Raw genomic sequence first — 23,315 nt, 5'->3', positions numbered from 1 at the left:
CATCGAGCCGATGACGCTCGGGCGCGCCACTCGCGGGGTAGTCGCGAGAACGGTTCGAGAACAATTGAATACCGGATCGGCGGGTTTAGCGAACCACCGGGGCCGACGACAGCGGCGCTCACGCGAGCTGAGCGGTCCGCTGGCCCGCCGATCCGGGGGCTCAGCGGTGCGTGAGCCTCGAGACGCTCCGGTGCAGGAGGCCCGCGAACGGGCGCTGCTGTTCGCCCTGCTGAGCCGCGAGAACAATGAGCACACCCGTGAGCACGGGGGTCACCCACTGCAGGATCTTCTGCTGACGCTGAGCCGACGCGAGGGAGTCGGATGCTCCCGCCTTCGGTTCGGTCACCCCCGCTGCTCCCTCATCCGCGCGATCGGCCATCTTGATGCCGAGGACCCCGGAGTACACCGTCGACCCGACGGCGGCGAAGGTGAGAACGAGCTTGACCACGGTGTTGGTGCGGCCCTCGGACTGCACCCCGAGGCGCGACTTGTTCGCGATGATGAGACCGATGCCGCCGACGGCGTGAGCGGCGAGGGCGACCGCTTGCACCGGGGCCCAGCGCACCCATCCGTACGACGAGAGTTCGAGACGCTCCTGAGGGTCCTTCGCCGTGGCTGTCGCGCCGTTGAGACCGACAGCACCCATCAGGTTGCCACCGAACCAGGCGGCGAGGCCGAGGTCGTGGAGCGAGCGGATGACGGTGTTGCGCTGAGACATGGGGACTCCAGGGGAGATTGTGGTGCGTGAGGGTGCTGGTGGGGTGGAGCGGATCAGTCGGTCGCGTCGGCGGCGGTCGTGTCGAAGTCGCCCTCGTCACCCTCCGCTTGCGACGGCTTGTCGACACCGGGGGCGTCGACCCTGTCGTGGTTCTGCGGGTTGTCTTGCGGGCCTGTCGTGGTCATGCCGTGCCTTTCGCGGGGGGTGGATCGGGGAGGGAGATCAGTTGAGGGGAACACCGCTGTTGAGCAGCGGTTCGCTCACGCGGGGGAGGAGCGCGGAGACGACGCTCACGGCGCCGAGCGCGAAGAAGACGAAGAAGTCCATGAGGGTGAGCCCCGTCGGCAGCAGTCCGAAGACCGTGTCGTCGATGAGGCCGAGGAGGCCGAGTCCGATGAGCGCCACCGCGGTGATCCCGTGGACGGCGCGGAGGGCGAGCGTCGAGCTGTCGGTGAGACCGACCCAGAGGAGCATCGCCGCGAGGATCAGATAGGTCGCGTCGGCGAAGGGATCGACGTTGAAGATGCCGAGGAGGTGGGTGTCGTGGACGAAGAGTCCCACCGCCCCGTGGCTCCCGAGGATGACGCCCATCATGAATGCTGCTGCTCGGCCCATGGCGGGCTCCTTCCGTGTCGGTACTCGAGTGTCTACCCCAGACAACTGCGTCGGCGCGGTGAAGTGAAGGGACTTGACAGCGTCGCGCTGCCCGTCGGCTCGGCGTAGCGTGGCCCCATGGCCAGCGAAGCGACGACGCTCACCGTTCCCTCGGAGCACGGCGACCGGGAGATGCGGATCTCGAGTCCCTCCCGGGTGCTGTGGCCGGAGCTCGGGATCACCAAGCTCGATCTGGCCCGTTATCTCGTGGCGGTCGGCGACGCATTCGTCGCGGCCAACAGTGATCGTCCGATCTCGCTCCAGAGATTCTCGAGCGGAATCGACGGCGAGCAGTTCTTCTCCAAGAACCCGCCGAAGGGTGCCCCCGAGTTCGTGCGGGCCGTGCCGGTGACCTATCCGAGCGGTCGCTCGCATCCGCAACTCGTCATCGACGAACCCGCCGCCGCCGTGTGGGCAGCCCAGATGAACACGATCGTGTTCCACCCGTGGGCGTCGCGCGCCGAGCGCCCCGACGAGCCGGACGAACTGCGCATCGACCTCGACCCTCAGCCCGGCACCGACTTCGACGACGCCATCCCCGCAGCCATCGAATTGCGATCGGTGCTCGAGGAGGCCGGGCTCACGGCGTTCGTCAAGACCTCGGGCAACCGCGGTCTGCACGTGTTCGCCCCCATCGACCCCGTTCGGGAGTTTCTCGAGGTGAGGCACGCGGTCATCGCGGCGGCTCGGGAGCTCGAGCGACGGATGCCGGAGGCGGTGACGACCTCGTGGTGGAAAGAGGAGCGCGGCGAGACCGTGTTCGTGGACTACAACCAGGCCAACCGTGACCGCACGATGGCGGGGGCGTACAGTCCGCGGGCGCTCGCCCACGCACCGGTGTCGTGCCCGGTCACGTGGGACGAGCTCGAGAGCGTCGATCCGACCTCGTTCACGATCGAGACGGTGCCGGATCGCCTCGCCGCGACGGGAGACCCGTGGGCGTCGCTCCACGAGACGCCGGGTTCCCTCGACACCCTGCTCGAGTGGTGGGAGCGCGACGTGCGCGACGGCCTCGGCGAGCTGCCGTTCCCTCCCGACTACCCGAAGATGCCCGGAGAGCCCCCGCGCGTGCAACCGAGCCGGGCCCGCAAAGGCTGAGCGCGCGAGGGCTGAGCCCGCGAGCGCTGGGCGTGCGAGGTCGGGCGCCGCGGGCTCACGAGAGAACGCGGTCGAGGTCGTAGGCGGTCGGAACCTCGAGCTGCTCGAAGGTGCACGACCGGGCGTCGCGATCGGGGCGGGACCGCTCGAACTGCACGGTGTGCCTGAACCGCGAGCCCTCCATCTGGTCGTAGCGCACCTCGACGACCATCGACGGGTCGAGTTCGACGAACGAGACGTCTTTGCCCGACGAGAAGCGACTGCGCTCGCCGGAGCCGCGCACCGCGGTGCCGTCGGCGTCGCGCGTCACGAGGGGCTCGAGCTCGTCGACGAGTTCGAGGCGGCGGGCCGCGGTGAACGCCGAGGCACCACCGACCTGCCGCAACACGTCGTCGTCGTCGTAGAGCCCGAGCAGAAGAGAACCGACGCCCGCTCCGCTCTTGTGCAGCCGATAGCCGATGACGACGACATCCGCCGTGCGATGGTGCTTGATCTTGAGCATCACGCGCTTGCCCGGGGAGTACGGCGCCGCGGCCGGCTTCGCGATCACCCCGTCGAGCCCCGCGCCCTCGAACTCGGTGAGCCACCGTTCGGCGACCGACGAATCGGTCGTCGTCGTCGTGAGGTGGAACGGCGCGGGGATGCCCTCGGCGAACGTCTCGAGTCGAGCGCGGCGCTCGGCGAACGGGGCGTCGAGCAGCGAATCCCGGTCGATCGCGAGCGCATCGAACGCGATGAAGCTCGCGGGGGTCTCGGCCGCGAGAGTGCGCACGCGGCTCTCGGAGGGGTGGATGCGGGCCGAGAGCGCCTCCCAATCGAGACGCTCGGCCCCCGCGGCCCCGGAGCGCACGATGATCTCGCCGTCGAGCACGCACGGTGAGGGGAGGGTCGACGCGAGCGCGGCGGTCAGCTCGGGGAAGTAGCGCGTGAGGGGCTTGGATCCGCGGCTGCCGATCTCGACCGACGTGCCGTCGAATCTCACGATCGCGCGGAAACCGTCCCACTTGGGCTCGAAGACGAGGCCGCCCTCGACGCTCTGGGCGGCGGGAACGGTCGAGACGCCCTTCGCGAGCATGGGGGCGACAGGCAGCTCCACCGGGGGGATGACGGTCATGGGGTCTCCGCTCGATGTCGATACACGCCGTGACGCGACCCGCCGCGGCGTGAGACCACGATAGGCGCGGGAGGGGGCCGCGGGGTCGCTGCGAATCCTCCGAGGAGGGAATACCCCTCGGTGAGGCTGGTTGAGCCCTGGGAGCCGTGCGCCCCATCAGCGCGTGCGGCCGCGTCGCGAACGACGCCACCACTGCAAAGGAACTCCCCCCATGACCGACCTCTTCGCCCCCGCCACTCTCGGCGACCTCTCGCTGCAGAACCGCCTCGTCATGGCGCCGCTCACGCGCATGCGCTCCGACAGTGCCGGAGTCCCCGGCGACCTCGTCGTCGAGCACTACGCGCAGCGCGCGACGCTCGGCCTCATCGTCACGGAGGGCACGTTCCCGAGCCCCGCGGGCCGCGGGTACTCCGGTCAACCCGGTCTCGTCACGGCCGATCAGGCCGCAGGCTGGGCGCGCGTCACCGAGGCCGTGCACTCCGAGGGAGGACGAATCGTCGCTCAGCTCATGCATGCGGGCCGGGTCACCCACGGTGCGACCAACGGGGGACTCGATGTCGAGGCGCCGAGCGCGATCGCGATCGACGGCGAGACCTACACTCCCGAGGGCAAGCTCCCCTACCCGGTTCCCGTCGCGCTCGATGCCGAGGCTCTCGAGCGCGTCGTGCGCGACTTCGTCTCCGCGGCGCGCCTCGCGGTGGATGCCGGATTCGACGGTGTCGAGGTGCACGGGGCCAACGGCTACCTCCTGCACGAGTTCCTCGCGCCGAGCTCGAACGTGCGAGAGGACCGTTACGGGGGATCTCCTGAGAATCGCGCGCGCTTCGTCGCCGAGGTCGTCGAGGCTGTCTCGGCCGAGATCGGCGCCGCACGGGTCGGCCTGCGGATCTCGCCGTCGCACAACATCCAGGACGTCCTCGAGACCGATCCGGCGGATGTCTCGGCGACCTACGGTTCGCTGCTCGCCCGCATCGCCCCGCTCGGTCTCGCCTACCTGAGCATCCTGCACGACGCGCCCGCGGGAGACCTCGTGCAGTCGTTGCGCGACGTGTTCGGAGGCCCCGTGCTCCTCAACAGCGGGTTCGGCGTCGTGACCACCCGCGACGAGGCCGTGGCCCTCGTCGCCGACGGTGTGGCAGACGCCGTCGTCGTGGGCCGCCCCGCGATCGCCAACCCCGACCTCGTCCGCCGCTGGCGCGAGGGTCTACCCCTCAACGAGCTCGACGCGAGCACCCTCTACACCCCGGGAGCCGCGGGATACACGGATTACCCGGCGCTCGCCGAGTGACTCCGTATGCGTCGACCGGCATGCGTTCGCATGCTTCTCGACTCTTCGGGGGGCGAGGCGGAGGGCTCCGAGAACGTAAGCTGGGGCGCGGTTCGCCTCGCCCATCCCCGCCGGAGCGCACCAGCAGATCAGTCTTCACCGCGATCGCCAGACCCTCGATCACCAGCCAACCCGATAGGGAGACCCGTTGAACGGAAACGCAACGACGACGCATCGAAACGTCGCGCTGCTGTCGGTATCGAGCACGATCGCGCCCCGCATCACGACCTCGGAGGACATCGACGCGCGCCTCGCGCCCGTTCTCAAACGCCTCCGCTTGCCGCGCGGTCTGTTGCAGCGTGTCGCGGGGGTCTATGAGCGTCGCAATTGGAACGAGGGGCAGCGGTTCGACGATGAGGCCATCTCCGCGGGCAAGCGTGCCCTCGCCGAGGCCGGCATCGAGCCCGGCCAGGTGGGGTTGCTCATCAACACGTCGGTCACGCGCAAACACCTCGAGCCGTCGGTCGCCGTGCGCATCCACCACGGCCTCGGTCTGCCGTCGTCCGCGATCAACTTCGACATCGCGAACGCGTGTCTCGGTTTCGTCAACGGCATGAGCCTCGCCGCCGGACTCATCGACTCCGGCCAGATCAAGTACGCCGTCGTGATCGACGGGGAGGACGCCGACGAGATCCAGCACAACACGATCGAGCGGCTCACCAACTCCGACCTCGGTCGCTCCGACTTCATGAGCGAGTTCGCGAGCCTGACCCTCGGTTCGGGAGCTGCGGCTGCCGTGCTCGGCCCCGCCGACGCCCACCCCGAGGGGCATCGTCTCCTCGGCGGGGTGACTCGCGCCGCGACGCAGTTCAACGACCTCTGCGTCGGAAGCGTCGACGGGATGTTCACGAACGCGAAAGAACTGCTCAAGGGCGGTCTCGACCTCGTCGTCTCGGCGTGGAAAGAGGCTCAGCGCGATTGGAACTGGACGAGTATGGATCGCTACATCATCCATCAGGTCTCCGACGTGCACACCGACTCGATCGTCAAGGCGACGGGCATGGACCGCTCTCGAGTGCCGCTCACCTATCCCAAGTTCGGCAACGTCGGCCCCGCCTCGATTCCGATCACTCTCGTCGAGGAGTCGGCTCGACTCGATAAGGGCGACCGCGTTCTGCTCATGGGCGTCGGCTCGGGACTCAACACGGCCATGATGGAACTCGCCTGGTGACACGGCGACTGCCGTTCGCTGCGACGCGACGCGCCTCGGCGAGCCTCCCGCCCGCGGGCCTCGAGGGGATGCGACCCGAGTTCTCCCGTCTCGTCGTGGCCGCGGGTCACGAGTGGCATGTCCTCGACAACGGGCCGGTGCTCGCCGAGCGGGGGATCGAGCCGGTCGGCACCATCCTGTGCGTGCACGGCAACCCGACCTGGTCGTACCTGTGGCGTTCACTCGTCGCCGCCGCGACGGATGCGGCCTCAGCACCGGATGCCGCACCGGATGCCGCGCCGGATGTCGTCTCGGACGCGGCGGCACACAAGGAGTCAGCGCAGCCCGCCGCGAGCGCCGCGTGGCGCGTCGTCGCCGTCGACCAGCTCGACATGGGGTTCTCCGAACGCACGGGGCAGCACCGCGCGCTCGCCCAGCGTGTTCGCGACCTCGGTGATCTCACCGGCGAGCTCGGCCTCTCGGGGCCCGTGGTCACGATCGGGCACGACTGGGGTGGTGTCGTGTCGCTCGGCTGGGCGGTCGATCACCCCGAGGAGACGCGCGCGATCATGCTCCTCAACACCGCGGTGCACCAGCCCGAGGGTGACCCCATCCCCGCTCCGCTCCGGCTCGCTCTCGCCGGGCCGATCCTCGGGGCATCGACCGTGGCGACCCCCGCCTTCCTCGAGACGACCCTCGCCCTCGCTCACCCGGCACTCGGTGCCGAGGTCAAGGCGGGCTACCGCGCGCCATACGCGACAGCCGCCCGTCGGGGCGGCATCGGCGGTTTCGTCGCCGACATCCCCGCAGACGACCGCCACGAGTCGCGCCCCGAGCTCGACCGCATCGCCGTCGGCATCCGCGCGCTCGACGTGCCGTCGCTGCTGCTCTGGGGCCCTCGCGACCCGATCTTCAGCGACCGGTATCTCGACGACCTCAGCCGACGATTGCGCCGGGCCGACGTGCACCGCGTCGAGGGGGCGGGTCACCTCATCGCCGAAGACGTCGATATCGCGACCCTCGCGCTCTCCTGGCTCGACGACCGGGCACCGCACCTCGACGCGAGCGAGACGCCCGCTGAGCGACCGGGAGTCCCGCGCGCGACCGCCGTGACGGGCGCGGCATCCTCCGAGGGCCCGACCGCGCCGCACTATCAGCCCCTGTGGCACTACCTCGAGGCGTTCGCCGAGAGCGCCGACACGGCCCTCGTCGAGATGGCACCGCCGCGGTCGCGCCCGCAGCGCACCGTCAGCTGGCGCCTGCTCTCACGCCGCGTGCGCGAGATCGCCGCGGGGCTCGTCGCCTCCGGGGTGCGACCCGGCGACCGTGTCTCCCTCCTCGTGCCCCCCGGAGCCGATCTCACCGCCGTGCTCTACGCGTGCGTGCGCATCGGGGCGATCGTCGTCGTCGCCGATGCGGGGCTCGGGCTCGCCGGCCTCACTCGCGCGGTGCGGGGCGCACGCTGCCAGCACGTCATCGGTGCGACCAAGGGGCTCGCGGCGGCGCGAGTGCTCGGGTGGCCCGGGCGCCGCATCTCCGTCTCGACCCTCGACCCCGCGACAGCACGGATGCTCGGCGTCACGCACTCCCTCGCCGACCTCGTGGCGCTCGGGCGTGAGACACCGCTGCCCGCTGTGCCCGCGTCGGAAGCGGTCGCCGCGATCCTCTTCACGTCGGGGTCGACGGGCCCCGCGAAGGGCGTGGTCTACACGCACGCTCAGCTCTCGGGCATCCGTTCCGCCCTCGCCGCGCAATACGGTGTGGGGCCCGGCACCGGGCTCGTGGCGGGCTTCGCGCCGTTCGCCCTCCTCGGCCCCGCTCTCGGTGCGCGGTCGGCGACGCCCGATATGGACGTGACCGCGCCGCGCACGCTCACCGCGAAGGCGGTCGCGGCGGCGACGGCGGCCGTGGACGGCACGGTCGTGTTCCTCTCGCCCGCCGCGATCGCGAACGTCGTCGCGACGGCACCCGCGCTCGACGACGCCGATCGCGCGGCCCTCGGCGGCGTCGAGACGTTCCTCTCGGCGGGAGCGCCCGTGTCGGAGTCGCTTCTCTCCGCCGCCGCGGCACTCATGCCCGCGGCGACACCTCACACGCCCTACGGCATGACCGAGGGGCTGCTGCTTGCCGACATCACCCTCGACGGCATCCGCGACGCCGCGCGCTCCCGAGGTCGCGGTGCGGGCGGCGTGTGCGTCGGACGGCCCACGGCGACGACGACCGTGCGCATCGCCCCCCTCGCGAACGACGGATCCGCGGCCGACGAGCCCCTCGACATCGTCGACGTCACGGGCGAGATCGTCGTGTCGGCACCGCACATCGAAGACCACTACGACCGCTTGTTCTTCACCGATCGCGCGGCCCGTCGAGGGACCGTGCCCGGCGAGCGCTGGCACCGCACCGGTGATGTCGGCCACGTCGACTCCGAGGGCAGGCTGTGGGTCGAGGGCCGCCTTCCCCACGTCATCGTCACGGCGACCGGAGTCGTGACGCCCGTCGAGCCCGAATTGCGCACCGAGAGCGTCGACGGTGTCGCCCGCGCGGCGATCGTCGGGGTGGGACCGCGCGGCACCCAACACCTCGTCGCGATAGTCGAGACCGTTCCTCCCGCTCGCGCGGTCGGGATGGCCCACCCCGCCCTCGCCTCGCGCGTGCGCGACGCCGTCGGGTCGGCCCTCGCGGCGGTCATCGTCGTTCCGGCGCTGCCCACCGACATCCGCCACAACTCCAAGATCGATCGCGCCCGACTGTCGACGTGGGCGACCTCGGTGCTCTCCGGCGAGCGGATGACGCGACCGTGAGGGTTCTCGTCACGGGGGCGAGCGGTCTCCTCGGCTCGGCCGTCGCGGGCGAGCTCGTCGACAACGGCCACGAGGTGCGTACCTTCCAGCGTCGACCCTCGGGTGTCGAGGGGGCGACCGACGAGCTCGGGTCGCTCACCGACCGCGGTGCCATCGCGCGGGCCGTGCGCTCTGTCGATGCCGTCGTGCACCTCGCCGCCAAAGTGTCACTCTCGGGCCACGCCGACGAGTTCGACAGGGTCAACGTCAAGGGCACGACCGATCTCGTGGCCGCGGCATCCTCCGCGGGAGTCACGCGGTTCGTGTTCGTGTCGTCGCCGTCCGTCGCGCACACGGGCACGTCGATCATGGGTGACGATGCCCTCCCCGCCGACCCCGCCCACGCCCGCGGGGACTACGCGCGCACCAAGGCTCGCGCCGAGCTCGTCGCGCTCGGTGCGGATGCCGAGGGTTTCGCCGTCGTCGCCGTGCGCCCCCATCTCGTGTGGGGGCCGGGAGACACTCAGCTCGTCGAGCGCATCGTCGACCGGGCGGGCTCGGGCAGGCTCCCCGTGATCGGCAGCGGCGCGGCTCTCATCGACACGATCTACATCGACAACGCCGCTACCGGCATCGTCGCGGCGCTCGATCGCGCCGAGCACGTGCACGGCCGTTCCTACGTGCTCACGAACGGTGAGCCGAGGCCGGTCGCCGAGATGCTCGGCGGAATCTGCCGTGCCGCGGGAGTGGCGGCGCCGACCTGGTCGGTGCCCGCGCGCGTGGCGCTCGCTGCCGGATCGCTCGTCGAGAGGGTCTGGGCGGTGCGCCCGGGAACCGACGAGCCCCCGATGACACGCTTTCTCGCGGAGCAGCTCTCGACATCGCACTGGTTCGATCAGCGGCGCACGCGCGCCGACCTCCAGTGGGCGCCGTCGGTCACGATCGACGAGGGGCTCGAGAGGCTCGCGCGGTCCTACCGCGGCTGACGCGAGTTCACGCGCTCCCGATAGGGTGGCCGCACCGAGAACTTCTCAGCGTTGCCGCCTCGAAAGGCCACCATGCCCCTCGATTTCCTCTCCACCGGGCTCGTCATCGGCGTCATCGTCGTCGTCGCGCTCATCATCCTCTTCGTGCTCGTGCGGAGCATCAAGGTCGCGAAGCCCGACGAGGCGATCATCGTCACCTCGCGCCAGCGCACCGCCCGCCCCGGGGACACCGAGGCCGAGACGGAGAACGCCGGTCAGCGGGTCGTCTTCGGTTCGCGCGTCTTCGTCAAGCCGATCGTCGAAGCGCACTTCAAGCTCAGCCTCCGCAGCCGTCAGCTCAACGTGCAGGCCACCGCGCAGACGCGAGACGCCATCACCATCAAGGTCAATGCCGTCGCGGTCGTCAAGGTCGGGGGCTCGGAGTCGATGGTGCGTGCCGCCGCCCAGCGATTCCTCAACCAGCAGGATCAGATCGAGACATCCACCGAAGAGGTCTTGAGCGGTTCGGTGCGGTCGATCGTCGGACAGCTCACGGTGACCGAGATCATCACAAACCGGTCGGCTCTCCAGGGGCAAGTGCTCGAGGCCGTGCGGGAGTCGCTCGACGTGCAGGGACTGCAGATCGACACGCTCCAGATCAAGGAGATCGACGACGACAACGGCTACATCCGCGACCTCGGTCGTGGGGAGGCCGCGCGAGTGAAGCAAGTCGCCGAGGTCGCCGAGTCGGTGTCGCGCCAGGCATCCGAGGAGGCACGCATCGCGGCCGACCAGGCCGTGGCCGAGCAGCAGCGCAAGCTCGACCTGCGCAACGCCGAGATCCAGAAGGAGACCGACCGTGCCCGGGCCGAGGCCTCGGCCTCGCGTCCGCTCGCCGAGGCGATCTCGCAGCAAGAAGTCATCGCGCAGCAGGAGGTCACCGCGGGCAAGCGCGTCGGACTCCGCAAGCAAGAGCTCGACGCCGAGATCCGCGCCGTCGCCGACGCCGAGGCCTACGCCGTCGAGAAGAACGCCGAGGCGAGCGCCGCCGCGAACGTGGCGTCGGCCAACTCCGATCGCGCTCGACGCATCGCGGCAGCCGAAGCTCTCCGTGCCGAGGGTGAGGCCGAGGCGAACTCGATCCGCGTCAAGGGTGCCGCCGAGGCCGAGGCGACCCGCGCGCAAGCGGACGCCCTCGCCGAGCGCGCCGACGACCTACTGCGCCAGCAGATCATCGGCCAGCTGCCCGCGATCGTGCGCGCGGCGTCCGAGCCCCTCGCCGCGATCGCGAACATGACCGTCATCTCGTCGGACGGCAGCGGAGCGGACCGCGTCGGCGAGAGTGTCGCGGGCCAGCTCGCGACCTCGACGCAGATCATCAAGGACCTCGTCGGCATCGACATCGCCGAGATCGTCACGGGCAGGGCCACGGGAACCGCCGTGGGCGACGCCCTCGCGACCCCGGGCGCCACGAAGCAGGCGCCGACGACGCAGGCACCGAGCAACTAGTCACCGCTCCGGGGTGAGGGTGCGGCTCAGCCCGCCCACACCCCGGAGGCACCGCGACGGTGGCTGCCGACGAGATGGGTGTCGACGACGCCGATCGCTTCCATGAGGGCGAACATCGTCGTCGGACCGACGAACGAGAACCCTCGTGCTCGCAAGGCTCTCGCGAGGGCGAAGGATTCGGGCGACGACGTCGGCACCTCGCGGAGCGACCGGGGTGCAGGGGTCTCGCTGGGCCGGAACGACCACACGAAGTCGGCGAGCCCACCGTCGGCTCGGAGTGCGACCGTCGCGCGGGCGTTGCCGATGGTCGCGTCGATCTTGCGCGCGTTGCGCACGATGCCCGCGTCGGACATGAGCCTCTCGACGTCTCGCCCGTCGAATCGCGCGACGATGTCGGGGTCGAAGTCGGCGAACGCGTCGCGGAAGGCGGGCCGCTTGCGCAGGATGGTCGCCCACGAGAGACCGGACTGGAACGCCTCGAGGCTCACGCGTTCGAAGACGCCGCGCTCGTCGGTCACGGGCATGCCCCACTCGGTGTCGTAATACGAGCGCAAGAGGGCGTCGTTCGCGGCCCACGGCGGTCGTGCGAGGCCGTCGTCGCCCACGACGACGTCCGCGTCGGTGTCGTCGGGGCCGGTGTCGTTCGGCTCAGTCACAGCAAACTCCCTCCTCTGCACGCCAGACTTCGTGAGGCTGCGTTCGGCCGGCCACCGACCGTCGCAGTCCATTCTCCTGTCGCAACCCCCGCGGAACGAACCGCGAGAAAAGGCACACCGTGGGCACGCACACTTCGCTCGACGAACTCCGAGGTGCAGCCTCGATCCTCGACGGAATCCGACTCGCCGACGACCTCACCGTCGCCGCGAGCCGAGACGGCGGCGCTCGCGCCGTGAGGCTCCTCGCCGACGCGGCCGTCGACGACTCCGACCAGCTCACCGCCATCGCCGCGATCCACGCGCTCGGGCGGGTATTCGACGAGACCGCCGACGAGCACCTCGTGCGGCTGCTCGACCACGACGCCGCGTTCGTGCGAGAGCACACCGTGTGGGCCCTCGGGTCGCGGTTGCCGCGCCTCGACGCCGTCACGACGCTCGTCTCCCTCGTCACGCGCGGAGGCTTCGAGGGGATGCTCGCGCAACGCACCCTCGAACTGTGGGGAGCGTCGATACCCGCCCCCCTCGCCCTCGCAATCGACACCGCCCTTCTCGGCGTGCGGGATCCCGGCGAGCGCGCTCGACTGATCGAGACGATCGGCGTGCTTCCCGGGCGGATCGCCGACCGGGCGCTCCTGAGGGTCGCGATCGACGCCGACGAGCCCGACGCGGCTCGTGCCGCGGCGATCTCCGCGCTCGGCGATCGGCCCGCGACCGACCGCACCCTGCGGGAGATCGCCGATCTCGCGCGCGGCGACGACGAGCTCTCGAGCGTCGCCCGGCTCGCTCTCCTCGATCTCACGGCCGAGCCCGCCGAGCCGCGCGACACCGACACCGACACCGACGGTCTCACGGTCGCCCAGTTGTTCGTCCACGCCGACATCGACGGCGATCTCACGCGCGTCGGCGCCGGAGACAACGGGGGCATCGCGACGCTCCTCGTGCGGCTCGGCGACGCGCTCGTCGCTCCCGGCCGTGCGAGCTCGCACGCCGACGACACCGCGTCGCGCGTCACACGCGTGGTCACGCTCTCGCGCACGACCCACGACGGCGCGCTCGACCAGCTCGCGACCCTCCGCAGGGGAGCGCGGGGTCACGTGCTCGCGGGTGTGCCGTTCTTCGGACCGAGCGTGTCCATGAGCGACGCGTGGTCGCGCCGCATCGAGACGGAGCGCGGCATCCGTCGGGTTCTCCGTGCCGCCGGACGGGTCGACGCCATCCATCTGCGCATGGCGGATGTCGGCACCCTCGCGGCCAGTTCGGTCGCCCGGGACCTCGGCATCCCCGTCGTCTTCACCGTCGCTCCCGACCCGCACGCCGCCATCCGTTCTCGCGACACCGCGGGAGAGCTCACGCGCGGGAACCTCGGCGATGTCGACCGGGACGAGCACTACTGGTTCCGCGTGCGCCTCGTGCAGAGACTCGCCGCGGATGCAGCCCACACCGTGCTCTTCCCCCGCCCCGACCTCGAACGGGAGATGCTCGATCTCGTGGGGATCGACGTCACCGCACACCCCGAACGGCACACGGTCGTCGCCGAGGGGATCGACCTGAGTGTCATCGAGCAGTCCCGAGTCGACGCTCTCAGTGCGATGGTCGACCCCGGGGGGCTCGAGCCCGCGTCGTGCGCGGCGTTCGCCGAACTCGACAGCGTGCTCGAGTCGCTGCCCGAATCCCGTCGGGCGCTCCCTCTCGCCGTGAGCGTCGGTCGCGTGCACCGGGTCAAGGGAACGGCCGCCCTCGTCGAGGCGTGGGCGAGCGACCCTCGCGTGCGCCGCTCGGTGAATCTGCTCATCGTCGGGGGTGATCTCGAGCAGCCCTCGTCCGACGAACGCGAGCAGCTCGACAGGATCCACGCGATCATCCCGCCCGGAGACGCCGCCGAGGCCGGCCTCCTCCTCGCGGGACACCGGTCGAACGACACGGTCGGGCGCTGGCTCGCCGCGACGCGGTACGGGCGACCGGGGCGGGCGGCGTCATCCGGAATCTACGTGTGCGCGAGCGTCAAGGAGGAGTTCGGCATCGCGATCCTCGAAGCCATGGCGACGGGGCTCACGGTCGTCGCGCCCGACGGCGGAGGGCCCGCGACGTACGTCGAGGCCGGCGTCACGGGAGTGCTCGTCGAGACGACCTCCCGCGAGGCGCTCGCGAACGGCATCGTCGACGCCCTCGCCATCGCGCAGGGGCCCGCGGGCTTCGACAACGCGGAGCGCGCGAGTGCCATGGTCGCCGGGACCTTCGCGATCGGTGCCATGGCGTCGAGCCTCGCCGCGACCTATCGCGACGTCGCCTCCGCGGCCGCCGACCTCCGGGAATGGGAGCTGAGCCGCTCGTGACCCTGCTCATCATCAGCCCCGACTACGCGTCGCACCTCTACCCGCTCGCGACCCTCGGGGCGCCGTGGCGCGACGCGGGGGAACGCGTCGTCGTCGCGTCCGGACCGGCGACGGCGTCGATCGTCGAAGAGTTCGGCTTCGAGCGCGTGGACCTGCGACTGGGGCGCGGGTCGAATCCCGGCGTCATCCGTGCCGAGGAGCAGCCGCGCGGCGAAGACGACGCCCTGCGCGGCTTCTTCGACGCCACTCGTGTCGGAATGGTCGAGACTCTCGCGTTCCAGGCGCAGGCTCGCCGCAACGACTTGCTCTGGAACCCGCTCGAGATCGCGCGGAATGTGCTGCGGGTCGTCGACGAGGTGGCTCCGACCGAGATCATCGTCGACCACTTGGCTTTCAGCGCGAGGCTCGCGCTCGTGAGCGCCGGGATCGCGCACGCCGACGTCGTGTTGGGCCACCCCGCGACCCTCCCCGTCGCGGGTGAGGTCTACGGTTATCCGCCCGCGTGGCCTGCCGCGTTCGCCCCGTCCGTGCGCGAACTCGACGAGCTGCGGGCGCTGTGCGAGCGGGTTCGAGACGACTTCACGAGCGAGTGGAACACCGCGCTGCTCGAGCTCGACCCCGACGCGACGCCGAGTCGGGACGCGTTCGCCGAGACGGGCGACGTGCTGCTGCTCAACTACCCCGAGGAGCTTCACGACACCGCGCGAGCGCGAGCCCTACCGGCGCACGCGTTCCTCGGCTCCGCGGTGCGGGCGGAACCCGTCGATCACGAGGTGCAGGAGTGGCTCGCCGCCGATGACGCGCCCCTCGTCTACGTGAGCTTCGGCAGCTTCCTCTCGGTGCGCGGCGACGTGCTCGCTCGCGTCGTCGCGGGTCTCCGAGAGGTGACGGATGCGAGCGGCCGGCCCGTGCGCGTGGCTCTCGCCTCCGGATCGACCGACCCGTCCGAACTCGGCGAGATCCCCGACGGATGGCTCGTGCGCGAGTTCCTCCCGCAAGTGGTGTTGCTCTCGCACGCGGTCGCCGCGGTGTCGCACGGTGGCAACAACAGCGTGACCGAGGCCATGACGTCAGGTGTTCCGCTGCTCGTCCTGCCGTTCTCCACCGACCAGTTCGCCGGGGCCGCGAGTCTCGAGCACGCGGGGTTCGCCGAGTCCTCCGACCCGAACACGGTCACGCCGTCCGACGTGCGCGATGCGGTGTCGCGGCTCGTGCGTCTGCCTGCTGGCGCCCGATCTCGGCTCGACTCGCTCGCGCACTCGCTCACGAACACGACGGGTGCGAGCAGAGCGTTCACCGCCCTGCGCGCACCCGCCGGAATCGTCAGCTAGCCGACGGTGTGCGTCGGCGCGCGAGCGCCGCGCGGCCGAGCACGAGTGCGCCGCCGAGGAGCGTGAGCAGCGTCGCCGCGGTGATCGCGGCCCGGCTCGCGTCGGACCCCGTGTTGGCGAGGGTCGGCGCAGACGCATCATCCGTCGGGTCTGCGGCGCTGTCTCCGCCCGATCCGACGCCGTCGCCGCTGCCGTCATCCGTGCCGTCATCGGTTCCGTCGCCCGGGGCGGGCACGTCGGCGGCGAGCTCGAGGGCGTACATCGTCGTCGAGCCGGAGACCTCATTCGCGACGGCGAGCATCGGCTCGCCCGTCGACGACTCGTCGTCCGTGATGAACCGGATACCCTCGGTGCCGAGGTCGCCCGCTCCCGCGAGACCGTCGTCTTCGGCCGAGACCGAGAAGTCCCGGTTGTTGAGGTAGGTCACGAAGCGGGCGTCCGTCGGCACGGTGATGTCGAAGGCCGCGATCCCACCGACCCTCTCGAAACCGACGAAGGCGTAGGAGCGGCCGTCGATCTCGCCCACGGCGACCGCTTCGGGCTCGGGGCCCTTGTCGTCGCTGCGCCCGTCGAGGTTCGACTCGCTGTGGTTCGAGTTGAAGAACAGCGGCGAGGCCTCGGCGACGAGCTGCTCGAACGCGTCGGCCGAATCCCAGACGAGAGCGCCCGAGGTGTCGCGGATGCTGAACGAGCGTGCGCCGTAGGTGTACAGATCGCTGTAGCACTCGGCGTCGGGGTCGAGTCCGTTCGCCGTCGTGATGTTCAAGCGACCGAGGGCGTCGTCGGCGAGGAAGCCGTCGATGTCGGCCGGCAGACCGTTGGCCCCGAGCACGTCGTCGAAAGCGTCGGCACACACGGGCGCGAGACCGTCCGAGCCGAGGTCCTTGACGCGCGCGACCTCGCTGTAGCCGCTCCAGTCGCGCGAGTCTCCCTCGTTCGCGGTCACGATGTAGGTCGATCCGGCGGCCTCGTACGACACGATCGTGTCGGGCATGTAGTAGCCGAGGACGGGCCAGTTCGCGATCGCGATGGCTCCCTCGCCGTCGACGCCGTCACGATCGGAGGGGTCGAACGGGATGTCCATGCGGTCGACTGTTCCGAGGTCGAGGATCGACGTGACTGTCGCGCTCGCGAGGTCGACGACGGCGATGCCGTTGGCCTCCTGCAGCGACACCCACGCGGTCGACGAGTCGGGGGAGATGGCGGCGTACTCGGGCTCGAGGTTCTCCGACACCGGGAACTCGGGGGTGCCCGTGCCGGCATCCTCGCGGCCGCCGAAGATGCGGATGCCCGCGGGGAGTGTGAGGGCGCCACCCTCCTCGAACGCGGCGAACCCTGCCGTCGCGACATCCGTGTCGGTCGCGGACTCGACCGTCGCCGGTGCCGTGATGACGCTCACCGAGCCTTCGGGGTCGACCGAGTAGTCGTCGGCGGGCTCACCCTCGTTGGCGACGACGATGCGGGTGCCGTCGGGGGTGAAGGTGACCATGTCGGGGAGGGAGCCGACACCGACGGCGCCGAGGGCCTCGCCGTCGGCTGCGGCGTCGAAGAAGACGACCCACCCCGGGTCGGTCTTGAGCGGCGCCTCGACGGCGATGACGCCGAGTCCGTCGGGTCGCACGTCGACCGAGTTGACGGTCGCGCCCGCCGGGATCGCGACGCCGTCGGAGGCGACGACCCCCGCGGTCTCGAGGTCGAACAGCTTCTCGGGGGCGGCCGGGTCGGCGATGCTCAGCACCTCGACGAGGCCCGCTGAGGCGTTGACGACGAACAGGCGCTCGGCGGCTGCGAAGTACTCGACGATCTCGGCGGCGCTCTCGTCGAAGACGCCCGTGTCATACGAGCCGACGGGGTCGAGCGAGAACGCCGCACCGGCGGCGGTGACCTCGACGGGGTTGGGGGCGATCTCGGCCGACGCGGTCATCGCCGCGGTCGGGGCGAGAACGATCGCGAGGGCCGCGACCGCGGAGACTCCCGCAGATCGGGCGGAAACAGGTGTGGTGGTGCGGAGCATCATCGTCCTCATGACTCGGTCTTGCGACGGGGGTGGTGGGGGAGCCCCACAGTACGAACCCCGGGCGACCTCTCGGTGTCGCGTAGGTGAACAAGTCGCGGTCGACGCCTCGAGTCGGCCTGTAGAATCATCCGGTCGCCTGGGGCCGAGCCGACAGCACCGTGCCCGCCTCGTCGTCGGCGGGAGTTCTCGACCGGGCGGAGGAGTGTGATGCGCGCAGGAGGCAGGCGCAGAGCGGCGGCCGTCGCTCGGCTGTGCGCCGCTGTCGCGGGCGTTCTCGCTCTCGTCCTGCACCTCGACTACAGCCTCGGGTCGGGAGGTTCGGCGTTCGCCAACTTCTTCAGTTACTTCACGATGCAGAGCGCGTTCATCGGGGTGTTCGTGTGGACCGCCGGTGGCGTGATCTCCCTCCGTCGCCCGACCGACCCCCGCTGGCTCGTGGCGTGGCGGTTGCTCGCGACGACCTATCAGGTGGTTTCGGGAATCGTCTACACGATCATCGTCCTCGAGGCCACGGGTCGCGGGCTCTCGATCCAGGTTCCGCCGTCGAGTCAGGTGCTCCACTATTGGATGCCGGCCTACGCCCTGCTCGACTGGCTGTTCTTCCCCGGGCGTGGCCGCGTCTCGTGGCGCATCCTCCGCGTCGCCCTCGTGTTCCCGCTCCTGTGGGGCGGATTCACGATGATCCGGGGGGCTGCCGTCGGGTGGTACCCCTACTTCTTCCTCGACCCGTACCAGGTCAGCGGTCCCGTCGAGTTCACGATCTACAGCGTCATCGTGCTGTCGTTCATCCTCGTCATGACGGTCGCGCTCACGGCCGCGAGTCGGCGGCTCCCTCGCCCGTCGTGGGAGGGCGGAGACGACGGGCCCCACGCCGCGATCTGGTCTGCCGAGGATGTCGCGTCGATCACACCGACCTCAGGAGGAGAGGAACGGCTCGAGACTCGCTCGAGCCCGCACGACGATCTCGTCGTCGGAGAGCTCGGCGAGGGCGAGCGCACGCTCACCGCCGACCACCCCCACGAGCACCGCTGATCCCGTCGACGGCTCGAGGTTGATCCACTCGACGATGTCGAGGTCGCCCCCGACGACACTCCACCGCGACGCGGTCGACGACCAGAACGGTTCGTCGAAACGCAACCACACCGTGTCGATCGTGCCCATCCCGAGCATGACGGTCGCGACGGTGTGGCTCGTCGGCAGGGGAGGGTCGAACGTGAGGTCGCCGCTCTTGAGCACGCCGAGCGGCACGGTGACCACGACGCGGTCGACCTGGAGCGATTCGCCGGTCCCCAAGCGGATGCTCACGCCCTCATCGCCGTACACGATCGCGAGGACGACGCTCGCCGTCCAGACGTCGACGTCCTCGACAAGGGACTCGACGTAGCCCTGCAGGCTCCCGACCGCGAGACGGTCGGACTCGCGCCGCCCGTCGTCGAATCCGGAGAGCGCGGAGAAGTCGCTCGCATCCGCACCGTATTCGACGCCGACGCTCGACCGCACCGCGGAGTCGACCCACTCGGCGTCGGTGGGCGACGACTCGTCATCGCTGGTCGGAGTCGACCCGAGGTCGTTGAGGGCCGTCTCGAGAGAGACGTCGCCGACCGTGCCCGCGAGGCTGCGGCGCGCGAGGGTCACCGCCTCCGAGATCGTCGACGAGCCCACCTCCGACGGTTCGACGGCCACGCCGTCGGGGGAGCGCACGTCGACCGCTCCGTCGATCGCGAGGGTCGCGACATCCGCGAGTTCGAGGGCGTCGATGAGTTCCGCCGACGTCACCGAGTCGAGGGTGCCGGCCCCGAGTTCGACGGGGAGCGGCCAGTCGTCGTCCACTCGCGAGTCGATGCGCCCGCCCACGCGCTCGCGGGCCTCCAAGATGGTCACGTCGAACCCCGCGTCGGTGAGATCGCGTGCGCACTGGGCGCCCGCGATCCCGGCACCGATGATCGCGATCCTCTCGCCGGACGTCGCGGCGATGGCGACCTCGGATGCCGCGCGGGAACCGCTCGCGCGCGCCCCCGCGACGGTGCCCGGCCGCCCGCCCGAGGTCGCTTCACCGGCGAAGAACACGAGGTCGTGGACAGGCTGGGCGAGAAGCTCGCGATGGCGCTGCGTCGCGCCGACGGCGAGGTAGCTCGCGGCGCCGAGCGCATACGGGTCTGAACCCCAGTTCGACCGGCGCATCGCCGTCGGCTGCGGCACGAGCAGCTCGAGGTCGTCGGGGCCGACCCCGCCGCTCGGCTCCGGTGCGGGCGGAGGCGTCGGCGTGTCGTCGGGACCCGGCGTCGTGCACGCGGTGAGCGCGAAGAGGCCCGCCACGGTGGATCCGCCGATGAGGAACGTGCGTCTGTCGATGTCGTCCCCCTTCTGTCGCGATCTCGTGAAGACCCGCAGGCCCCCATCACCGATTCTCTCCTACTCGAGCCCGTGCGGTCTCGACGGGTCATATGGCGTCCGATAGAACCGAGGACCGCTCATACCCCCCTATTGGGGGCTTGCTTCGATGGTCGTGACTTGACACTCGACGTGAGAACACCAAGATTGAGGAAAGGATCAATCATGACGGCTCTGACCAGGCCGACGAAATCGCCATCTGGCCAGAAGGAAAACATGACCCGATCCATCGCGATTTCTGCGCGTCCACCCGTCCATCCGAAGGGCGCGACCCTTCGGCGAGCGCGAATCATGCTCGGTGCCGCCGTGACGGTGTGTGCGGTCTTCTCGGCGGGCACCGTCGTGGCGACGAGCGCATCGGCGGCGGAATCCTCCACCGTGGTGGACGGCTTCGGTCGATCGATCGCGTCAGGGTGGGGGAGTGCGCCCACAGGTGGGTCGTACAGCACCTGGGGTGGCCGGGGCGTCGCGTTCTCCGCCGTCGACGGGCGTGGAGTCATCTCGGGGATCGCTCCGGGGACGTCCGTGGGGGCGGTTCTGCGCGAGACGAACGCCCGCGACCTCGAGGTGCGCGGTAGCCTCGCCATCGACGAGGCCGACACGGCGATCTACCACGCGTGGGAGATCCGCAAGCAGGACGACGGGTCGGCGTATCGCGCTCGCACCGAGGTGTCGCGCAGCGGCCAGGTGAGCGTGAGCGTTTCTCGCGTTGATGGCAATCGGGAGACTCATCTCGGCCGCGCGCGGGTGCCAGGCACCGTCGGGGCCGGAACGGTGATGCAGACGCGGTTCGAGGTCTCCGGAAGTTCCGTCGTGGAGATCAAGGGAAAGGTGTGGCTCCCGGGAACGTCCGAGCCGGCGTGGCAGATCGAGACGCTCGACCGCTCGGCTGACCGCATCGCCGAAGCGGGTTCGATCGGCATCTGGCAACACGCGTCCAGTGGCAACTCCGGTCGCGCTGAGACCAGGCTCGACGATTTGAGGGTGTCGCCGATCTCCAGTGCGACACCGGCACCGGCACCGGCACCGGCACCGGCACCGGCACCGGCACCGGCACCGGCTCCTGCTCCCGCGCCGGCACCTGCACCCGCCCCCGAGCAGCCCGCGCAGTCGGGTCGAGGGTCGGCGCCCGTGGGCTCCGCTCAGTATCCGATTCCCAGCGGCGCGATGTTCGTCGATGGACAGCGCGGCGCCGACTCGGCGTCGGGTTCTCAGGCGAGCCCGGTCCGAACCATCGGCAGTGCCATCGCGAAGGCGCGGTCGGGGCAGACCATCGTGGTCCGCGCTGGCAGCTATCACGAATCAGTGGTCATCCCCTTCAACAAGCCGGTGACCATCCAAGCCGCTCCGAACGAGGCCGTGTGGCTCGACGGGTCGACCCGTCTGAGCTCGTGGACTCGGAGCGGCGACACGTGGGTGACCGGGGGCTGGAACAAGCGAGTCGACAACACCCTGCTCGGTGTCGCCGACAACCCCCGCTTCGTCGACCCCGCCTTCCCCCTGGCGGCGAGGCTCGATCAGGTCTTCGTCAACGGCACGCAGCTCCGTCAGGTGGGGTCCGCCTCGGCCGTCACAGCGGGGACGTTCTTCGTCGACCACGGCGCGGACACCATCCGAATCGGAACAGATCCCGCAGGCAAGGAGGTTCGAGCGAGCGATCTCGGACAGGCGATCCAATCGCAGGCCGCAGGCACGAAGCTCTACGGATTCGGAGTCCGTCGGTACGCGACCGCTTACTCGGATCGGGGAACCGTCCGGTTGGGGAACGTCGACTCGGTCGCTCAAGACATCACGATCGTCGACAATGCGATGACCGGTTTGGGCATCGAGAACAACAACACGCGTGTCACACGGGCGACGATCCAACGCAACGGGATGCTGGGCATCAACGCCAATGCGTCCTACGGTCTGCGGATCGCTGACTCGGTCGTGACTGCGAACAACACGCAATCGTTCAAGGCCGCTCCCGTCTCGGGGGGAATCAAGATCACGCGCTCACGCGACGTGACGGTCGTGAACAACGACACGGGTCGTAACAACGGGAGTGGCATCTGGTTCGACGAGTCGTGTTACGACCTGACCGTCGTGGGCAACTCGTCGGAAGACAACACCCACACTGGCATCCAGCTCGAACTCTCCGACACCGCGATCGTGGCCGACAATGTCGTGAGCGGGGGGATAACCGGCATGTTGCTGTTCAATTCGGGCAACGTGCGTGTCTTCAACAACTCGTTCTCGGAGCACGGGACGTTCGGGTTGAGCCTGAGGCAGGACGAGCGGCGGCAGAACGATCGTCGCTTCGCCGGGCACGACCCGCGTCGGCCGGCGGTGGACTCCACGGTCCCGTGGTTGACACGCAACATCACCGTCTCGAACAACGTCTTCGGCGACGGCGGCCGTTTCCAGTTCTACTCCCTCGACAATCGGACGGGGATCTCGACCGACGAGATGAACGTCAGGATCACCGGCAACCTCTTCAACCTGCGTCAGCAGACTGCTCAGGCATCGATGGTCGCGTGGGGAGCGGGCGACAACTCGACGCTCCAGCGGTATGAGTCTCCGCAGGCCCTCGCGAACGCCAAGGGCTCGTCGTGGACCAATGCGATCACGTCGAGCAACAAGCCTCTCCAGTCGATGGCGGCAGACATCTCCGCCGCGGCGCGACTCGCCGTCGGGTTGCCGACGGATATCGCCTCGGCGCTCGGCGTTCCCGCCGGTTCCAAGCGGGTGGGGCCCTTCTAACCCCGGCGTTCCCCGCGTCTCTCGTCGGCGCGCGCGACGAAAGGGCCCCTCGCTCGTCACGAGCGAGGGGCCCTAAGCCTCGGTCCTAACCCTGAGCGTCGTGCTGCAGCGGAACGGTGAGGGCATCCAGTGCTCGGCGCAGCTTCGTGCTGGAGGTCGAGACCGTGTAGGGGAAATACACGACCTCCACGCCGACCTCGGCGAACTCGCGTTCGAGCCTGAGGCCCTTGTCGGTGCCACGCCAATCGTCACCCTTGAAGAACACGTCGAACCCGACGTCTCTCCACGTGTCGAGTTTGTCCGGCAGGACCTCGGCTCGTGCCTCGTCGACGTAGGAAATGTGGCTCACTATCTCGAGGCGCTCGGCGAGGGGGACCACCGGAGTGATGCGCTTGTTCTGAAGCAGCATCTCGTCGGAGACGACCCCGGCGATGAGGTAATCGCAGGCGGATTTGGCATGTTTGAGGATGTTGAGGTGCCCGACATGGAACAGGTCGAAGGCACCCGCGGCATAGCCGATACGGGTCACG

General features: G+C 69.9%; 18 protein-coding genes. 10 read left to right on the top strand and 8 right to left on the bottom strand.

Annotation, left to right across the window (positions count from 1 at the left end):
* Positions 1-160: 160 nt before the first annotated feature.
* From ACLHIH_RS05335 to ACLHIH_RS05325, 3 genes are read right to left on the bottom strand one after another with little or no spacing between them, the layout of a single operon-like run.
* Positions 161-718 (bottom strand): hypothetical protein, encoded by a 558-nt coding sequence (locus tag ACLHIH_RS05335; protein WP_411315658.1) that lies wholly within the window; start codon positions 716-718, stop codon positions 161-163.
* A gap of 53 nt (positions 719-771) precedes the next feature.
* Positions 772-903, bottom strand: a complete 132-nt coding sequence (locus ACLHIH_RS05330; protein WP_411315657.1) for a hypothetical protein — start codon at positions 901-903, stop codon at positions 772-774.
* A 37-nt stretch (positions 904-940) separates the two neighbouring features.
* Positions 941-1,333 carry a hypothetical protein gene (locus tag ACLHIH_RS05325; RefSeq protein WP_411315656.1) on the bottom strand — a complete coding sequence of 131 codons (393 nt, stop codon included), beginning with the start codon at positions 1,331-1,333 and terminating at the stop codon, positions 941-943.
* A gap of 117 nt (positions 1,334-1,450) precedes the next feature.
* On the opposite strand from ACLHIH_RS05325, the gene ligD reads away from it, so the two are divergent.
* On the top strand, positions 1,451-2,470 hold the full coding sequence (gene ligD / locus ACLHIH_RS05320; RefSeq protein WP_411315655.1) for a non-homologous end-joining DNA ligase: 1,020 nt from the start codon (positions 1,451-1,453) through the stop codon (positions 2,468-2,470).
* Between the two features lie 55 nt (positions 2,471-2,525).
* Here ligD and ACLHIH_RS05315 read toward each other — a convergent pair whose 3' ends face one another.
* A complete protein-coding gene (locus ACLHIH_RS05315) occupies positions 2,526-3,584 on the bottom strand; it encodes an ATP-dependent DNA ligase (protein ID WP_411315654.1) in 1,059 nt (352 codons plus the stop codon).
* Positions 3,585-3,795: 211 nt separating this feature from the next.
* On the opposite strand from ACLHIH_RS05315, the gene ACLHIH_RS05310 reads away from it, so the two are divergent.
* The 5 genes from ACLHIH_RS05310 to ACLHIH_RS05290 all read left to right on the top strand — a co-directional run bounded on the left by ACLHIH_RS05310 (position 3,796) and on the right by ACLHIH_RS05290 (position 11,315).
* On the top strand, positions 3,796-4,872 hold the full coding sequence (locus ACLHIH_RS05310) for an alkene reductase (RefSeq protein WP_411315653.1): 1,077 nt from the start codon (positions 3,796-3,798) through the stop codon (positions 4,870-4,872).
* A 187-nt stretch (positions 4,873-5,059) separates the two neighbouring features.
* Positions 5,060-6,082, top strand: coding sequence for a 3-oxoacyl-ACP synthase III (locus ACLHIH_RS05305; RefSeq protein ID WP_411315652.1), 1,023 nt, complete (start codon positions 5,060-5,062; stop codon positions 6,080-6,082).
* A gap of 68 nt (positions 6,083-6,150) precedes the next feature.
* Positions 6,151-8,862: an alpha/beta fold hydrolase gene (locus ACLHIH_RS05300; RefSeq protein WP_411316323.1), complete on the top strand. Its 2,712-nt coding sequence runs from the start codon at positions 6,151-6,153 to the stop codon at positions 8,860-8,862.
* Positions 8,859-9,827, top strand: a complete 969-nt coding sequence (locus ACLHIH_RS05295; protein WP_411316322.1) for an NAD-dependent epimerase/dehydratase family protein — start codon at positions 8,859-8,861, stop codon at positions 9,825-9,827. The genes ACLHIH_RS05300 and ACLHIH_RS05295 overlap by 4 nt, the downstream gene beginning before the upstream one ends.
* 72 nt (positions 9,828-9,899) lie before the next feature.
* Entirely contained in the window at positions 9,900-11,315 is a 1,416-nt protein-coding gene (locus ACLHIH_RS05290) for an SPFH domain-containing protein (protein WP_411315651.1), read from the top strand.
* 26 nt (positions 11,316-11,341) lie between these two features.
* Here the strand turns inward: ACLHIH_RS05290 and ACLHIH_RS05285 are convergent, their stop codons facing one another.
* Positions 11,342-11,971, bottom strand: a complete 630-nt coding sequence (locus ACLHIH_RS05285) for a DNA-3-methyladenine glycosylase I (RefSeq protein WP_411315650.1) — start codon at positions 11,969-11,971, stop codon at positions 11,342-11,344.
* A gap of 119 nt (positions 11,972-12,090) precedes the next feature.
* Here ACLHIH_RS05285 and ACLHIH_RS05280 point away from each other — a divergent pair, with 119 nt between their 5' ends.
* Both ACLHIH_RS05280 and ACLHIH_RS05275 read left to right on the top strand, forming a co-directional pair.
* Positions 12,091-14,304 (top strand): glycosyltransferase, encoded by a 2,214-nt coding sequence (locus ACLHIH_RS05280; RefSeq protein WP_411315649.1) that lies wholly within the window; start codon positions 12,091-12,093, stop codon positions 14,302-14,304.
* The gene (locus ACLHIH_RS05275; RefSeq protein WP_411315648.1) at positions 14,301-15,635 is read left to right on the top strand and encodes a nucleotide disphospho-sugar-binding domain-containing protein; all 1,335 of its coding nucleotides are present in this window, start codon (positions 14,301-14,303) and stop codon (positions 15,633-15,635) included. Before ACLHIH_RS05280 ends, ACLHIH_RS05275 begins: the two co-directional genes overlap by 4 nt.
* Here the strand turns inward: ACLHIH_RS05275 and ACLHIH_RS05270 are convergent.
* The gene (locus ACLHIH_RS05270; protein ID WP_411315647.1) at positions 15,628-17,649 is read right to left on the bottom strand and encodes a choice-of-anchor I family protein; all 2,022 of its coding nucleotides are present in this window, start codon (positions 17,647-17,649) and stop codon (positions 15,628-15,630) included. The two genes, ACLHIH_RS05275 and ACLHIH_RS05270, sit on opposite strands and share 8 nt — an antisense overlap.
* Before the next feature lie 210 nt (positions 17,650-17,859).
* On the opposite strand from ACLHIH_RS05270, the gene ACLHIH_RS05265 reads away from it, so the two are divergent.
* Complete coding sequence (locus ACLHIH_RS05265; protein ID WP_411315646.1) at positions 17,860-18,684, top strand: Pr6Pr family membrane protein; 825 nt, start codon at positions 17,860-17,862, stop codon at positions 18,682-18,684.
* On the opposite strand, the gene ACLHIH_RS05260 is transcribed toward ACLHIH_RS05265, so the two are convergent.
* On the bottom strand, positions 18,568-19,968 hold the full coding sequence (locus tag ACLHIH_RS05260; RefSeq protein ID WP_411315645.1) for an FAD-dependent oxidoreductase: 1,401 nt from the start codon (positions 19,966-19,968) through the stop codon (positions 18,568-18,570). The genes ACLHIH_RS05265 and ACLHIH_RS05260 overlap by 117 nt on opposite strands.
* A 381-nt stretch (positions 19,969-20,349) precedes the next feature.
* Here ACLHIH_RS05260 and ACLHIH_RS05255 point away from each other — a divergent pair, with 381 nt between their 5' ends.
* On the top strand, positions 20,350-22,785 hold the full coding sequence (locus tag ACLHIH_RS05255) for a right-handed parallel beta-helix repeat-containing protein (RefSeq protein ID WP_411315644.1): 2,436 nt from the start codon (positions 20,350-20,352) through the stop codon (positions 22,783-22,785).
* An 85-nt stretch (positions 22,786-22,870) separates the two neighbouring features.
* On the opposite strand, the gene ACLHIH_RS05250 is transcribed toward ACLHIH_RS05255, so the two are convergent.
* Positions 22,871-23,314, bottom strand: a complete 444-nt coding sequence (locus ACLHIH_RS05250) for an adenylyltransferase/cytidyltransferase family protein (RefSeq protein WP_411315643.1) — start codon at positions 23,312-23,314, stop codon at positions 22,871-22,873.
* Position 23,315: the final 1 nt, after the last annotated feature.

It is taken from the genome of Marisediminicola sp. LYQ134, assembly GCF_046599635.1.
Taxonomy (GTDB): domain Bacteria; phylum Actinomycetota; class Actinomycetes; order Actinomycetales; family Microbacteriaceae; genus Marisediminicola.
Note: the sequence above shows the minus strand (reverse complement) of the source record. Positions and strands in the feature narration are given on the sequence as shown.